The following is a 14,241-nucleotide window of genomic DNA, read 5'->3' as shown; positions in this document are numbered from 1 at the left end:
GATTGAACGAACTGATATCGATTTACGTCTAATCGGGTAATAAACCGCCAGAAAGTCTTATCTACCTATGCGTGCTTTGAAAAACAGAAACTTGTGGGAAGATTGTCGTGCCCCCCGTGCTGGGATGGGTGAACAAGTATCAACCTTTTTTGGAGATTAATGACATGCCGCGTAGAAAGCACAAGCCTAAGCACAAGCCCGAAATCCACGTCGCAGACGCCTATGCAAGCGCGGACGCCTTCAGCTTCCACGGAAACACCTTCACGTATACCGACGCATGGACCTTGACGACCGACTGGTCGTCGTCATCGGGCTCCATGGCGAGCTCCATGTCGGGCGATGTCGGCCCGTAAGTGAGCGTGCGGCTGCTTGGCGGCCCCTAGCTTAAAAGGAGGCTCCGTCAATTTCGGCGGAGCCTTCCTGTTATTCAGAGTTTGTCCATTTGTACGGATGTCCCTGGAAGGCGATATCGATCCCGGTCGAACAACGTCGGACAAGATAATGCAGCGACGACCGGGGCCATATCGGTGCATCGCTCGAAGGATCGCTGCAACTGCGACGCGTAACCCGCCACGTTCCTGCTGATTTCCGGCATTTTGCGGGGCGTGATACGGACTGGCGGTGCGACAATACCCCGATGTAATACGTCCGGTGCCGCGCATCGGCACATAGCGAGCGGCCTCTACGTGAACATCAAGCTGCAACACCCTGTTATTTGCTGGGAAGTATTTAAACGCCGAATTCGAAGTGGCAATAAATGGGTATGTATCGTTGGGAGTACCCCTAAACCGTGAGGTTAGCTTGCCCGAACCCGATCCAGAGAGCAGCATGAAGTTATAGTTTGTGCGTTCAGGGCCGATAGTGATCGGTGTGTGGGGGGGTACGAAAATGATTTCGAGAGGGTCTGGAATTTACGGTAGCTCTGTATTCGACTACTCGCGTTCGAGCAGTTCGGGTTCCGGGAGTTCAAGTTCAAGCAGTTCGAGCTCAAGCAAATCGAGCTCCGGCAGCCCGAGCAAATCCAGTTCGGCGAGCAAGAGTTCCGACATTTCAAAAAGCCTCATTCCGGATGTCGACGACACCGTGGTCAAGAAAGCCAGTTCCGGCGGATCCAGCTCCAGTTCAAGCAGTTCAAGCAGTTCAAGCTCTAGCAGCTCCGGCGACGGCGGTTCGAGTGGTTCCGTCAGTACCAGTACCAGTTCGACCGGCTCGGGCTCCAGCAGCGCCGCGGCAACCACCACCGGCGACGGCGGTTCCAAATCCTCATCAAGTGACAGCGGTTCAAGTGACAGCGGTTCGAAATCCTCAACGAGTGACAGCGGTTCCAAGTCTTCAAAGAGTGACAGCAGTTCAAAGTCCTCAACCAGTGACAGCGATTCCAAATCGTCGAGCGGTGACGGCGGCTCCAAGTCGTCGAGCAGTTCCAAGTCGTCGAGCAGTGACAGCAGTTCTAAGTCCTCGACGAGCGACTCCGGTGGCGGGTCGGACTCCGATGCCGCGTCCTGGCCGCAGATCGTGGCGCTCACGCTGCGGGCAATGAAAAAGGGCGACGACGGCCTGACCGACACCTACCTGCGTTCGCGCGTGGAAACCAAATCCTCGGGGTCGGACGCCCACGAAGTGTCGCTCAAGACAACCGGCAACAAGGCCGGCAAGGTCGACAAGTACTTCGTGAAGGTCGGATACGGCGACTGGATGCGCGATCCGGATGACGGGGATGTCGATTTCCTGATCTGCATCAGCGGGGCGTCGCGGATGCCGAAGAAGGGCGCGTTCATCAACAAGAAGAAGGCCAACGACGTCGATCTCAGGTGTGAAATCGACCTGAAGGGCTACGACCTGAACGCGAAAATCAAGAACGCCGACAGCAAGGACCTGAAGCTTGTGAAATGCCGCGATTCAGACGGCAAGATGGCCTACGGGTACCTTGGATCGCTGGAAGACGCGGAGAAGTTCAAGTTCGCGTTGACCTCGGCCGATACCGGAGAGGCGGTCGCGAGACTGGCGCTCAAGATCGACAGTATCGACGCCAGCGATGCGGCCATAGATTTCTGAAATTTTTGAGTAACGAGCAAAATTTGGGTAACGGGAGACGTGCTGGATGTTCCGTCAAAAGCAAGCCTCGCCCTCCGCGGGTGAGGACAATATCCTGACACAAGCCGTGCGCCGGACACGTGGCGCATTCAGAACGGTCGCATTGTTCAGCTTCTGCATGAACCTGTTGGTGTTGGCCGGTCCGATCTACATGCTGCAGGTCTATGACCGGGTGCTTGGCAGCTACAAGGTCGAAACCCTCATCCTGCTGACCGTGATGCTGGCCCTTGCCATCGGGACCTGGGCGGCGCTGGACGGTCTGCGCACCGGGATCACGGTTCGGCTGGGCGCATGGCTCACGCGGAGCATCGGACCGCATTTCATGGAATTCGGGGTACGCGCGCGGCTCGACGGAAAGCAGGCCGGCGCGTTTGCCTTCCGCGACATCGAGAAGATCCAGTCCTTCATCGCGACGCAGGGCATGACGGCGATCTTCGACGCGCCCTGGACGCCGATCTTCATTATTATCATCTGGGCGCTGCATCCGTGGCTCGGGGTCTTCGCGCTCTGTTCGGCGATCCTGCTTCTGTCGCTCAGCGTTATCAATGCCGTGGCGACCCACGGACCGCTTGAGCGCGCGGAGGATCACCAGCGCCAGACCTTCCAGACCGCCGAGGCCGCGATCTTGAATGCCGAACCGGTTTCGGCGATGGGCATGTTGCCGGCGCTCCAGAAGCGGTGGTCCGAAACCAACCAGGAAGCCGAAACCGAATTGCTGCGGATGAACCAGCGCGGCGGAATCTTCGGGTCGATCGTGAAATTCTCCCGCAGCTTCCTGCAGAGCGCGATCCTCGGCCTGGGCGCCTACCTGGTGATCCGCGGAGAGATGACCGCGGGCATGATGATCGCGGGGTCGATCCTGCTCGGCCGGGCGCTTGCGCCCGTCGACCAGGCAATCGGGACGTGGAAGAGTTTCGACAGTGCACGAAGTGCGTATCGCCGTTTGGTGGAACATGCCGACGAGTACCCGCCCCTGCCGCGCCGGTTCACGATGCCGACGCCCAAGGGCGGGCTCGAGGTGGAGGACCTGACGGTGTACGTCAATAACCGGTTGGTGCTCGACCAGGTGTCGTTCGAGGTATCGCCCGGCGAGGCGGTCGCGGTTATCGGGCCATCGGCAGCCGGCAAATCCACGCTCTGCAAGGCAATCGTGGGGATCACCTTCAAGGACGACGGAGCGATCCGCCTTGACGGTGTGGACATGAGCCTCTGGAACCCGGACGAACTCGGCCAGAATATCGGCTACCTGCCGCAGGACGGCGGATTGTTCGCCGGAACGGTGCGGGAGAATATCTCGCGGCTTCAGGAAGCACCGGACGCCGCGATCGTGGATGCGGCGCGGCTTGCCCATGCACATGAGATGATCGCCGTCCTGCCGGACGGATACGAGACGAAGCTGGGCCCCGGTGGGCTTGGCCTGTCAGGCGGTCAGCGCCAGAGGCTGGGGCTGGCGCGGGCCGTCTACGGATTACCGCCGCTGATCGTGCTCGACGAGCCGAACGCCAACCTGGACGGTGCTGGCGAGGCGGCGCTGGCGGAATCGATCCTGGAACTGAAGAAGAAGGGATGCACGTTGCTCATCGTGGGCCACCGTCCCTCCACCATCGCGCAGGCCGACAAGATCCTGCTTCTGGCCGATGGCGAGGTTCAGGCTTTCGGCCCTCGCAGCGAGGTCCTCGAAGAGATGCGCGAGGCGGCACGTATTACCACATCGTCGGGCGAAGATTCCGACTCGTCCGAGAAAGATGAAAGCGCGGACGGCGCTGACCGCGGGGCCGCCACGCCGGCGCCATTCCGCGCGTCGACGACCGGCCCGGCAGAGCGGTGAAGGGAGAATTGTCATGAGTTACGTGAGCTATCCATCGCCTGCCCTGCCCGCTGCCGTTACCGCGAAAACGCCGCGCGACGCGGTCCGGGGACCGCGCCGGGTGGGCATGTTCATCATCCTGCTGTTCCTTGCGGGCTTCGGCGGCTGGGGCGGCTTCGCGCCGCTGGCGGGCGGCACCTATGCCCACGGCACGATCGTGCCCTATGGCAGCGTGCGGACGGTGCAGCACCTGGAGGGCGGGATCGCCAGGAAGATCCTCGTGCAGAATGGCGACGTGGTCGAGGTGGGCACACCGCTGATCGAGATGAAGCAAACCGCGCCGGAAGCCGAGGTCGCGGCCCTGACCGACCGCTACCGGGCACGGGCCGCCGAAGCGGCGCGGCTGGAAGCGGAATTGAGTGGCGCGGCGACGGTCACGTTTCCGGCGGAACTGTCGGCCGATCCGGACGCGGTCGAGGTGATCGCGGCCGAGCGCCGGATCATGGGCGCGCGGATCGAGATGATCGCGGCCCGAAAGCACATGCTGCGGCAGCAGATCCAACAGCTCGAACAGCAGATCACCGGCTATGTCGCCCAGCTCGACAGCAGCAATGCGCAGCTCGATCTCGTGCTGGAGGAAATCGCGGACAAGCAGAAGCTGCTGGATCAGGGGCTGACGCCCAAGGTCGAGATGTTGCGGCTGAAGCGGGAGGCGGCGCAGATCGGCGGTTATACCGGACAGTACACCGCAGCCATCGCGGCCGCCCGGCAGAGCATCAACGAGGCCGAGGTCGAGTTGAAGGTGATCGACGCCGAGCGCATGGAGGCGATCTCGCAACGCGCCGGGCAGATTCGCGGCGAGCTTGCAGAAATCGAACAACAGCTCGAAGCACGGCGCGACGTGCTGGCGCGCACGGTCGTGACAGCGCCCGTGTCCGGGGTCATCGCCAACCTGAGAATCAAGACCGAAGGCGGCGTGATCGGCGCCGGGCAGCCGGTGCTGGATATCGTGCCGACTCAGGAAAAGCTGGTCATCGAGGCCAACGTTTCGCCGCAGGATATCGATCTGGTGAAGAACGGCATGGAGGTGCACGTACAATTTTCGGCGCTCTCCACCCGGTCGGTTTCCAAGGTCAATGGCATAGTGACAGAGGTTTCGGCGGACACGCAGCGAGACCAAGTCAATGGCGGATACTACTCCGCCCGGGTCGAAGTGGCGCAGAGCGAAATCGACGAAGCCGGCGCCACCGACATCCAGGTGGGCATGCCGGCGGAAGTGCTGATCGTCGCGCATGAACGTACGATGCTTCAATATGTTATGCAGCCATTCACAGACGCACTCTGGCGTGCGGGCCGCGAGATTTGACCCCTCAACTCTCAAGCCAATTCGCGGCCAAGGGGGGAGTTGGGCAGTGTTTACACCGCCTGACTCCCTTTGAGCGTCAACAGGAATTTACGTAGATGGGCGGATCTCCGCCACCGACTAAAAAGACCCCTTGTGGCAGCGTCCGAGCAACAAAAAACGGTTGGAAAGGGCGCAGATCCTAATAAGATTAGGCTTACGTATAGTAAGCTATTTTCGCGTTCGTATTGATTAGGGGGAGTTTGGTTTGTGTGGGGATTTCGCGTTGGTGTGGGGAGGTAGTGTGGGTGAATTATGGGAAAGGTGATACGCGAGAAGACCTTGTGCTTTTGCTCGACAACATGCCGTTCAAAAGGGCAGCATTTGCAACGTTTTTGAGTGAGTGGGCGAACGAGGCGGGACTGGTTCTGGTTCCCAGCTGTATTGACGAGGTCTTCTCCGAAAAGCAGACAACTGGATTCAAGCTTGTCATTTGCAGCGTCGGCGGCGCCAATCTTGCGGATCAGGATGTCGCGGAACTGCACCGAATTCGGTCCGTGATCGTGCCCGGCGCGACCATCGTTGCACTGGGGGATAGCGCCGACACCGAAAACGTGGAGCGCGCCATAGAGGCCGGATTCTCGGCCTATATTTCGACAGGGCTGGAGACGGATGTCGCGATCGCGGCGCTTGATTTCGTGCTGGCCGGGGGAACGTATTTCCCGCCGGATGCGTTGCGAAAACTCGGCGGGCAGCCGATGGAGACGCCCCCGAAGGGACCGCCGCAGATTTCGAACCAGCCCCGGATAGACCTGGCGACACGCAATACTCTCAACGCACCCAAGCCGGTCAAGGGCAACGAACCGCTGCAATCCAAGCCGAACCGCGACATCGCCCAGGTGAGCGGGCTGACCAATCCGGCGTGCAACGACCTGACCACGCGCCAGCAGGAAGTGCTGGATTGCATCGTGCGCGCCCAGTCCAACAAGGAGATCGCCCGCGAGCTCGACATGTCGGAGGCGACGGTGAAAGTGCACGTTCGGCAGGTCATGAAGAAGCTTGGCGCGATGAACCGGACCCACGCGGCGATACTGGCGACGACGGGCGACCCCCAGAAGGAACGCATGACGAAGCTGAAGACGGTGCCGCTGAAGCTTTACCGGCCGCAGATGCGCGAGACGGTGGTGGAGTAGCCCCGTCGGCGCGCGCGCCCGAGCACCGGACCGGGCGCGGCGAAACACGACGAGGCGCTCCGGGCGTGACCGCCGCGTTGCGCCGCGAGGCTGGAGCGCGACGCTCGCCGTACCTAGCGCCTTCCCGTTCAGACGAAATCAGTCAATCGGCTCGGCGTGGCGCGCGAGGGCGTTGCCCGAACGAATTGCCTTACCGAACGTTGATTGAAATCAAGGGATTCAGTGGGGATTGGTGTGCGCGATGTGTCCGGCAGGCCTTGGAGCGCACTGGGTCAAGCACTGGGCCTAAGCCGGGAGCAGGACGGTGAACCGGGCGCCCTTGCCGGGGGTGCTGTCGATCCGGAACCGGCCGCGGTGGCGGTTGACGATGTGCTTGGCGATGGCAAGGCCCAGCCCGGTGCCGCCGACGCTCCGCGAGCGGTGGGTATCGACGCGATAGAAACGCTCGGTCAGGCGCGGAATGTGGATCGGGTCGAATCCCTCGCCGTAATCCTCCACCACCAGTTCGACCGCCGGGCCGCGGAAGGCCAGTTCCCGTGCCTTGTGGCTGATCCGCACAGTCACGCCGCCGCCGTCCTTGCCGTATTTGATCGCGTTTTCGATGAGGTTGGTCAGCACCTGCTGCAGCTGATCGGCATCGCCGGCGACAACGTAGGTGCCGTCGCCATCCTCGGCGTCGGTGACGCATTCGAGCGCGACGTGTTCCGCCTCGGCGAGGGTGCCAAGGGCGTTGAGCGTCGACCGGGTTAGCTCCGCCAGGTCGACCGGATCGGTCGGGCGCTGCCGTTCGGCCGATTCGACCCGGCTGAGGGACAGCAGGTCGGAGACGAGCCGGTTCATCCGCTCCGCCTCGCGCTCCATGATCGTGAGGAAGCGGTCGCGCGCCTCGGGATCGTCGCGCGCCGCGCCGCGCAGGGTTTCGATGAAGCCCACGAGCGCGGTCAGGGGCGTTTTCAACTCGTGGCTGACGTTCGCGACGAAATCGCGCCGCATCTGGCCGGCGTGTTCCACCTCGGTGATGTCCTCGAAGGAGACCAGCACGCCGCGGTCGCCATTGCTGGCCACGGGCGCGACGCGCACGCGAAAGGTCGTCTCCCGGGCGAGGTCTTTCTGCACGTAGCGCTCCTGCCCCGGCCGTCCCTCGCGGAGCGCGCGCTCGATGGCGGACAGGAGTCCGGGCTGACGCAGCACGGTGACATAGTGACGGCCCTCCCCGCCGGCGCCGAACAATTCCCCGGACGCCGGGTTCATCGCGCGGATACGTTCGTTCGACCCGACGAGGACGAGCGGCATCGGCACGGCGGCAAGGAGGGAGGCGGAAGTCTCGTCTGTCATCAATCCAGCAGGGTCTATCGGGCGGCGGACGCATGGGGACCGCGTGGCCGGGGCGCCCAGGGCGGAGCGCGGGTCAGGCTGGCGCGAACCCCGCCCGGTAACGCCGCGTGTTGTCCTGGTAGTGCTGTGCCGTGGCGAGCAGCCCGCGGATGGCGGCCTCGTCCAGTGTCCGCACGACCTTGCCCGGCGCGCCCATGACAAGGGAATTGTCCGGGATCTCCTTGCCCTCGGTGACGAGCGCGCAGGCCCCGATCAGGCAGTTCCGCCCGATCTTCGCGCCGTTCAGCACCGTCGCGCCCATGCCGATCAGGCTCTGCTCGCCGATGGTGCAGCCGTGCAGCATCGCCTTGTGACCGACGGTGCAGTTTTTGCCGATGGTCAGCGGAAAGCCCATGTCGGTGTGCAGCACGCAATTTTCCTGCACGTTGCTGCCGGTGCCGATGGTGATGCGCTCGTTGTCGCCCCGGATCGTGCAGCCGAACCAGACTGAGGCCAACTCCTCCAGCGTGACCTTGCCGATCAGGTTGGCATCGGGGGCCACCCAGGCGGACTCAGCGATCTCGGGGGCGACCCCGTCCAGTGCGTAGATCATTCCCGGCCCTCCTCGAATTCCGCCTGCAAGCCGTGCACGATTGCCTGCAGGCGCGGCTGTTGCGCGCGCCGCATGCGTTCGGCAGTCACGATTGTCTTGAGGCGTTCGAACGTCGCGTCCAGATCGTCGTTGACGAGCACGTAATCGTAGCTGCCCCAATGGCTGATCTCGTCCCAGCTCTTTTGCATCCGCTTGCCGATCACATCGGCGCTGTCCTTGCCGCGCGACACCAGCCGGCGGCGCAGCTCGTGGATCGAGGGCGGCAGGATGAAGATCGACAGCGTATGCTTGCCAAGATCCGAGTTGCGGATCTGCTGGGCCCCCTGCCAGTCCACGTCGAAGAGCACGTCGCGCCCGCTTTCGATGGCCGTTTCGACAGGCGCCTTGGGCGAGCCGTAGAAATTGCCGAAAACGTGGGCGTGTTCGAGCATCTGGCCGGTCGAGACCATCTGTTTGAACGCCGGAACGGCCATGAAGTGGTAGTCGACCCCGTCCCGTTCGCCGTCGCGCGGGGACCGGGTGGTGGCGGAAACGGAGAAGGACAGGCTGTCGTCCCATTCCATCAGCCGGTGCGCCAGCGTCGATTTGCCGGCGCCCGAGGGCGAGGACAGGATGATCAAGAGGCCGCGGCGGTCGGGCATGTCGGGTCACTCCACATTCTGAACCTGTTCGCGCATCTGGTCGATGACCGCCTTCAGGTCAAGGCCGATCCGCGTCAGCGCGACATCCTGCGACTTCGAGCAGAGGGTGTTGGCCTCGCGGTTGAACTCCTGGGTCAGGAATTCCAGCTTGCGGCCAACGGGGCCGGTTTCGACCAGCAGGGCGCGGGCGGCGTCCACATGCGCGCCGAGGCGGTCGAGTTCCTCGGTCACATCGGATTTGACCGCCAGCAGGGCAAGTTCCTGGGCGATCCGGGTTTCCTCGACGCCGTCGGTATTGTCCATCACACGCGCCATGGCGTCGCGCAGGCTGGCCGCCGCCGCTTCGGCGCGCGCGCCGAGCCGGGCGCCCGCGTCGCCCGCCAGCGCCTCGATCCGGTTCACCTGATCGGACAGAACGCGGCCGAGCGCCTCTCCCTCACCCGCCCGCGCGGCCAGGAACTCCGCCAGCAGCGGTTCGAAATCCTCCAGAAGCGCGGTGCGAAGCTGTGCAATATCGTTCGACTGCGCCGCGCCCTGCCCCTGCACGCCGCGCATCGCAAGGACATCGGATACCGAGGCCGGTGCCAGGTCCACCCCGACGGCCCCGGCCGCGCCGGAGACCTGCGCCAGGGCCCGCAAGGCGCCGCTCAATGCCTCGGTGTCGATTTCGACGACATCGTCGCCGACGTCCCGCCAGAGTTTCAGGCCGACGGAGACGCTGCCACGCTTGAGCGCCTCCCCGAGCCGCTTGCGCAGCGCCGGTTCCAGCCCGTCCACCCAGTCCGGCAGGCGCAGGCGCAGATCGAGCCCGCGGGAATTGAGGCTGCGGAGATCCCAGTTCCAGCCGTAGCCCGCTGCCTGCCCGCTCCGCGATGCAAAGCCCGTCATCGAATTGACCATTCCGCTCGCCATCCTCTTTACCGCCGCGCGGTTCCGCGCGTCTTGTCCCCCTGCGGCTTCGGGCCGCTGCGAAGCGCAACCCTTTGATACCGCTGCACTCCGGCAATCGCGGCGGACGCACCGCACGGGATTCCGGTTCCCTTGAGCCGTGATACGGCACTTGCGGTGCGGAAGAAAAGTACAGACTGCGCGCGATTCGCGCAGCATACTTTCGAATCACTTCGCGCACCCGAATTGATTCGGGGCATTCTCGATATTTAACGGTCACTTAAAGTGCAAAGCGAATGCGATGCATGAGATTTCGGGCACTCCCGGCCTCACCGCGCCCGACCTGATTCCATTAACCAGTTCATGCGATTCGGGATGTAAACGAATTCCTAACGATGTAGAAATTTGGTAAGATCCGGGTAACGACGATGCGGCTGGGGTCGAGCCCGGACCGCGATGTCGTCCGGCAGTACGCCAAGTGGGTATCGACGGGCCCGCGAACATTCGCCCGTCGTGGTTGAAAGGTAAGGTCGATGTCCGACGACATGAAACGGGATCGCGAAACGGTGGTCTCGCTCCCCCAGATGGAAAGCGCCGCGTCACAGTTCCCCATGATCGGATCTGTGGAAACCTATTGGGACAGCCTGCGCGGCGACCGGCGGATGCCGACGCGTTCGGAGATCGACCCGCGCGGCCTCGACCGTGCGTTGTCCCGCTGTTTCATCCTTGAGCGGCTAGCGCCGACGGTGGCGCGGTTCCGCCTTGCGGGCACGCATCTGAACGACCTGCTGGGCATGGAAGTGCGCGGCATGCCCCTGACCGCGATGTTCCTGCCCGACGCCCGCAAACAGGTGAGCGACGCGCTGGAGCAGGTCTTCGACTCCCCGGCCAGGGCGCTGCTGACGCTGTCGGGCGACCGGGGCATCGGCAAGCCGCCCATGGACGCGGCGCTGTTGCTGCTGCCGCTGATGAGCGACCTTGGCGAGGTGACGCGCATTCTCGGCTGCCTGCCGACATTGGGCCCGATCGGCCGGACGCCGCGCCGCTTCACCGTGCGCCAATCGCGTGTGCTGCCGATCTTGCATGGGGAAGGCGGCGCGACGGAGGTCGAGGGCTGGCCGGAGCGCCCCGACCCGAGACCCGACCGCAACCTCGAGACGGTGCTCGATGGCCTTGCCGAACCGAGCGCGGAGTACACGCCGCAACAAGCGCCGCGCTCACCGCGCCCGCCGCGTCAGGACAAGCCGCATCTTTACCTCGTGTCATCGAACGACGCTCGAAAGGACGACGGGCCGGAATAGGCGGCACCGGAGAGCCAGGCAGCCGGTCGACAGCAGTTGCGCCAGGCCGGCGCGCGGTTTCGCGGCTGGGTGCAGGCGCCTTCGGCGTGAGACCGGGCGATCCAGCCCAACACTTCCGGGGAGGCGACGGGCTTGGCGTAGTTTTCCGGGCCGTCGGGTCGGATGTGCTCTTCACCGGCATGGCAGACCCCAAAACAGCGACGGAGGCCGCGATTGCGGCCTCCGTCTTCATTCTGTCACTGGGTCCGGGGAAGCCCCGAGCCCTTACACCACGGCGCGGGCCTCTTCATGGCGCTTGGAGAGCTCCTCGGCGACGAGGAAGGCCAGTTCGAGCGACTGGCTCGCGTTCAGCCGCGGGTCGCAGGCGGTGTGGTAGCGGTCGCTCAGGTCTTCGTCCGTCACGTCGCGCAGGCCGCCGGTGCATTCGGTGACATCCTGTCCGGTCATCTCGAAATGCACGCCGCCGGGGATGGTGCCAAGCTCGCGGTGCGCGGCAAAGAATTGCTGCACCTCCTCCAGCACCATGTGGAACGGCCGCGTCTTGTAGCCGGTGTTCGACTTGATCGTGTTGCCGTGCATGGCGTCGCAGACCCAGACGACATTCGCGCCCTCCTGCTTCACCGTCTCGACGAGGCGTGGCAGGTGATCGCCGACCTTGCCGGAGCCGAAGCGGGTGATCAGCGTGAGCCGGCCGGCCTCGTTCTCCGGGTTCAGGCGGGACAACAGGACCTTGAGGTCCTCCGTGGTCATCGAAGGACCGCATTTCAGGCCGACCGGGTTGACAACGCCGCGGCAGAATTCCACGTGCGCGCCATCGGGCTGGCGGGTGCGGTCGCCGATCCAGATCATGTGGCCCGATCCGGCGATGGTCTGCCCGGTGGTGGAATCGACGCGTGTCAGCGCCTCTTCGTATTCCAGCAGCAGCGCCTCGTGGCTGGTGTAGAAATCGACCGAACTCATGGAGGAGAACCGGTCGGAGTTGATGCCGGCCGCGGTCATGAAGTTCAGCGCGTCCGAGATCCGGTTGCTGAGCGCCCGGTAGCGTTCGGCCTTGTCGGCCTCGGCGAAGCCGGTGGTCCAGGAGTGGACGCGGTGAATATCGGCGAAACCGCCGGTGGAGAAGGCGCGCAGAAGGTTCAGCGACGCGGCGGCCTGGGTGTAGGCACGCAGCATGCGCTCCGGGTCCGGCACACGGGCTTCGGCGGTGAATTCCAGCTCGTTGATGATGTCGCCGCGGTAGCTCGGGAGCTCCACGCCGCCCTTCGCCTCCGTGGGTGCGGAGCGTGGCTTGGCGAACTGCCCGGCCATGCGGCCGACCTTCACCACGGGCACCTTGGCGCCGTAGGTCAGCACAACGGCCATCTGCAGCATCACCTTGAAGGTCTCGCGGATCGAGTCGGCGGAAAACTCCGCGAAGCTCTCGGCGCAATCCCCGCCCTGGAGCAGGAAAGCTTCGCCCCGGGCGGCCTTGGCCAGTTCCGAGCGCAGGCGGCGGGCTTCGCCGGCAAAGACCAGCGGCGGATATTTGGCAAGGCGGGCCTCGACCGCTTCGAGTGCGGCTGCGTCGGGATAATCGGGCATCTGTACCCGCGGCTTGGCGCGCCAGTCAGACTTGTTCCAGACCCGTGTCATGTCGTCCTCCAAGGGTGGGAGCGTTATCAGTCCGCGGTGTATATCCGGGACCGCCCGAGATGAAAACGGGAAATATTCAAGCAAACAGGGCGCAATCTGCGCAATTTTTGACCAAGACGCTGCTTTTCCGGTGGACGGGGCACCATTGCGAGCGCCGCCCCTGGCATCGTCCCGGAATCGTCGCCACCGCAGTTTCCGCGCTGGATTCCGACGAATTGCAGACGCACCTCTTGCAAGCACCGCAATTCCGGTTTTCGATACTTCGACCAAACGCGCGAGACCACCATGGACTCCAGCCAGACCCTGCCCGTTCCCCTCGTCGATGTCGCCACCGACAGCGGCCGGCCCAGACGTTTCGTTTTCGTGTTGCTGGACCAGTTCACGATGCTTTGCTTTGCCTGCGCAATCGAACCGCTGCGCATCGCGAACCGCGTCTCGGGCAAGGAGCTCTATTCCTGGGTGATCGCCGGCGAAGGCGGGGACAAGGTGGCCTGCTCGAACGGCGTGGAATTCATGCTCGACATGGGGCTCGACGAGATCACCCGCGACGACACGGTGATGATCTGCGGCGGCATCGACGTGCAACGCGCGACGACCCGCAGCCTGATGAACTGGATTCGCCGCGAGGCGCGGCGCGGGGTGACGATCGCCGGGCTGTGCACCGCCGGGTATTCCCTCGCCAAGGCCGGCCTGCTCGACGGGAAACGGGCGACGATCCACTGGGAGAACCAGGACAGTTTCACCGAGGAATTCGAAGAGGTCACGCTCACCAAGTCCGTCTTCGTGATGGATGGCAACCGGATCACGACGGCGGGCGGCACGGCTTCCATCGACCTGATGCTCAAGCTGATCGCCGACGATCATGGCGAGGAGCTTGCCGGGGCGGTTGCCGACCAGCTGATCTATTCGTCGATCCGGACCGACCAGGATACGCCGCGGCTTTCCATCCCGACCCGGATCGGCGTGCGCCATCCCAAGCTCAGCCAGGTCATCCAGATCATGGAGCAGAACCTGGAGGAACCGATCAGCCCGGCGCTTCTGGCCAAGGAGGTCTCGCTCTCCACCCGGCAGCTGGAGCGGCTGTTCCGCCGGTATCTCAACCGCTCTCCAAAGCGCTATTACATGGAGCTGCGGTTGCAGAAGGCGCGCAACCTGCTGATGCAGACGGATATGAGCGTGATCAACGTGGCGCTGGCCTGCGGCTTTACCTCGCCCAGCCATTTTTCAAAATGCTACCGGGCGCATTACAACAACACGCCGTATCGCGAGCGCGGAACGCAGGCGCGGCGCGTGCCCGGGTGACCTCCGTCGCCCCTGCAGGCAGCGCCAATCGGCCTGACGCGTCTCGTCGCAGCGGCGGAGACTTTCCATTTCCGGCAATGCCTCCTAACGTGGCCGCCGGATACGTGATCCAAC

The 14,241-nt window shown here is 63.7% G+C and carries 13 protein-coding genes; 7 read left to right on the top strand and 6 right to left on the bottom strand.

Annotated elements, in window-relative coordinates:
• The first annotated feature begins 164 nt into the window (after positions 1-164).
• Positions 165-353, top strand: coding sequence for a hypothetical protein (locus tag ARC39_RS25570; protein WP_149866329.1), 189 nt, complete (start codon positions 165-167; stop codon positions 351-353).
• A 579-nt stretch (positions 354-932) separates the two neighbouring features.
• Here ARC39_RS25570 and ARC39_RS25945 read toward each other — a convergent pair.
• On the bottom strand, positions 933-1,526 hold the full coding sequence (locus ARC39_RS25945) for a hypothetical protein (protein WP_068111578.1): 594 nt from the start codon (positions 1,524-1,526) through the stop codon (positions 933-935).
• On the opposite strand from ARC39_RS25945, the gene ARC39_RS06205 reads away from it, so the two are divergent.
• From ARC39_RS06205 to ARC39_RS26110, 4 genes are all read left to right on the top strand, one after another.
• Positions 1,516-2,055, top strand: coding sequence for a hypothetical protein (locus tag ARC39_RS06205; RefSeq protein WP_149866328.1), 540 nt, complete (start codon positions 1,516-1,518; stop codon positions 2,053-2,055). The genes ARC39_RS25945 and ARC39_RS06205 overlap by 11 nt on opposite strands.
• A gap of 46 nt (positions 2,056-2,101) precedes the next feature.
• Positions 2,102-3,922 carry a type I secretion system permease/ATPase gene (locus tag ARC39_RS06200; protein ID WP_068111572.1) on the top strand — a complete coding sequence of 607 codons (1,821 nt, stop codon included), beginning with the start codon at positions 2,102-2,104 and terminating at the stop codon, positions 3,920-3,922.
• A gap of 13 nt (positions 3,923-3,935) precedes the next feature.
• Positions 3,936-5,267, top strand: coding sequence for an HlyD family type I secretion periplasmic adaptor subunit (locus ARC39_RS06195; protein ID WP_068111569.1), 1,332 nt, complete (start codon positions 3,936-3,938; stop codon positions 5,265-5,267).
• A gap of 284 nt (positions 5,268-5,551) precedes the next feature.
• Positions 5,552-6,436 (top strand): response regulator transcription factor, encoded by an 885-nt coding sequence (locus ARC39_RS26110; protein WP_068111566.1) that lies wholly within the window; start codon positions 5,552-5,554, stop codon positions 6,434-6,436.
• 285 nt (positions 6,437-6,721) lie between these two features.
• Here ARC39_RS26110 and ARC39_RS06185 read toward each other — a convergent pair whose 3' ends face one another.
• From ARC39_RS06185 to ARC39_RS06170, 4 genes are all read right to left on the bottom strand, one after another.
• Positions 6,722-7,771 carry an ATP-binding protein gene (locus tag ARC39_RS06185; RefSeq protein WP_068111562.1) on the bottom strand — a complete coding sequence of 350 codons (1,050 nt, stop codon included), beginning with the start codon at positions 7,769-7,771 and terminating at the stop codon, positions 6,722-6,724.
• A gap of 73 nt (positions 7,772-7,844) precedes the next feature.
• The gene (locus ARC39_RS06180) at positions 7,845-8,363 is read right to left on the bottom strand and encodes a gamma carbonic anhydrase family protein (protein WP_068111560.1); all 519 of its coding nucleotides are present in this window, start codon (positions 8,361-8,363) and stop codon (positions 7,845-7,847) included.
• Positions 8,360-9,004, bottom strand: coding sequence for a guanylate kinase (gene gmk / locus ARC39_RS06175; protein WP_068111557.1), 645 nt, complete (start codon positions 9,002-9,004; stop codon positions 8,360-8,362). The genes ARC39_RS06180 and gmk overlap by 4 nt, the downstream gene beginning before the upstream one ends.
• A 6-nt stretch (positions 9,005-9,010) precedes the next feature.
• A complete protein-coding gene (locus tag ARC39_RS06170; RefSeq protein ID WP_068111554.1) occupies positions 9,011-9,904 on the bottom strand; it encodes a YicC/YloC family endoribonuclease in 894 nt (297 codons plus the stop codon).
• Positions 9,905-10,425: 521 nt separating this feature from the next.
• Here ARC39_RS06170 and ARC39_RS06165 point away from each other — a divergent pair.
• Positions 10,426-11,193, top strand: coding sequence for a PAS domain-containing protein (locus tag ARC39_RS06165; protein WP_068111551.1), 768 nt, complete (start codon positions 10,426-10,428; stop codon positions 11,191-11,193).
• Between the two features lie 264 nt (positions 11,194-11,457).
• Here ARC39_RS06165 and ARC39_RS06160 read toward each other — a convergent pair whose 3' ends face one another.
• Positions 11,458-12,825: a class II 3-deoxy-7-phosphoheptulonate synthase gene (locus ARC39_RS06160; RefSeq protein WP_068111549.1), complete on the bottom strand. Its 1,368-nt coding sequence runs from the start codon at positions 12,823-12,825 to the stop codon at positions 11,458-11,460.
• A 285-nt stretch (positions 12,826-13,110) separates the two neighbouring features.
• Between ARC39_RS06160 and ARC39_RS06155 the strand changes: the two genes are divergently transcribed.
• Positions 13,111-14,127 carry a GlxA family transcriptional regulator gene (locus tag ARC39_RS06155; RefSeq protein WP_068111547.1) on the top strand — a complete coding sequence of 339 codons (1,017 nt, stop codon included), beginning with the start codon at positions 13,111-13,113 and terminating at the stop codon, positions 14,125-14,127.
• Positions 14,128-14,241 lie beyond the last annotated feature (114 nt).

Origin of the sequence: Tropicimonas marinistellae, from assembly GCF_001509585.1 — a bacterium.
In the GTDB taxonomy this organism is placed as follows: Bacteria; Pseudomonadota; Alphaproteobacteria; order Rhodobacterales; family Rhodobacteraceae; genus Tropicimonas; species Tropicimonas marinistellae.
The sequence above is the reverse complement of the archived record's forward strand: the minus strand, read 5'-3'. Positions and strand labels throughout refer to the sequence as shown.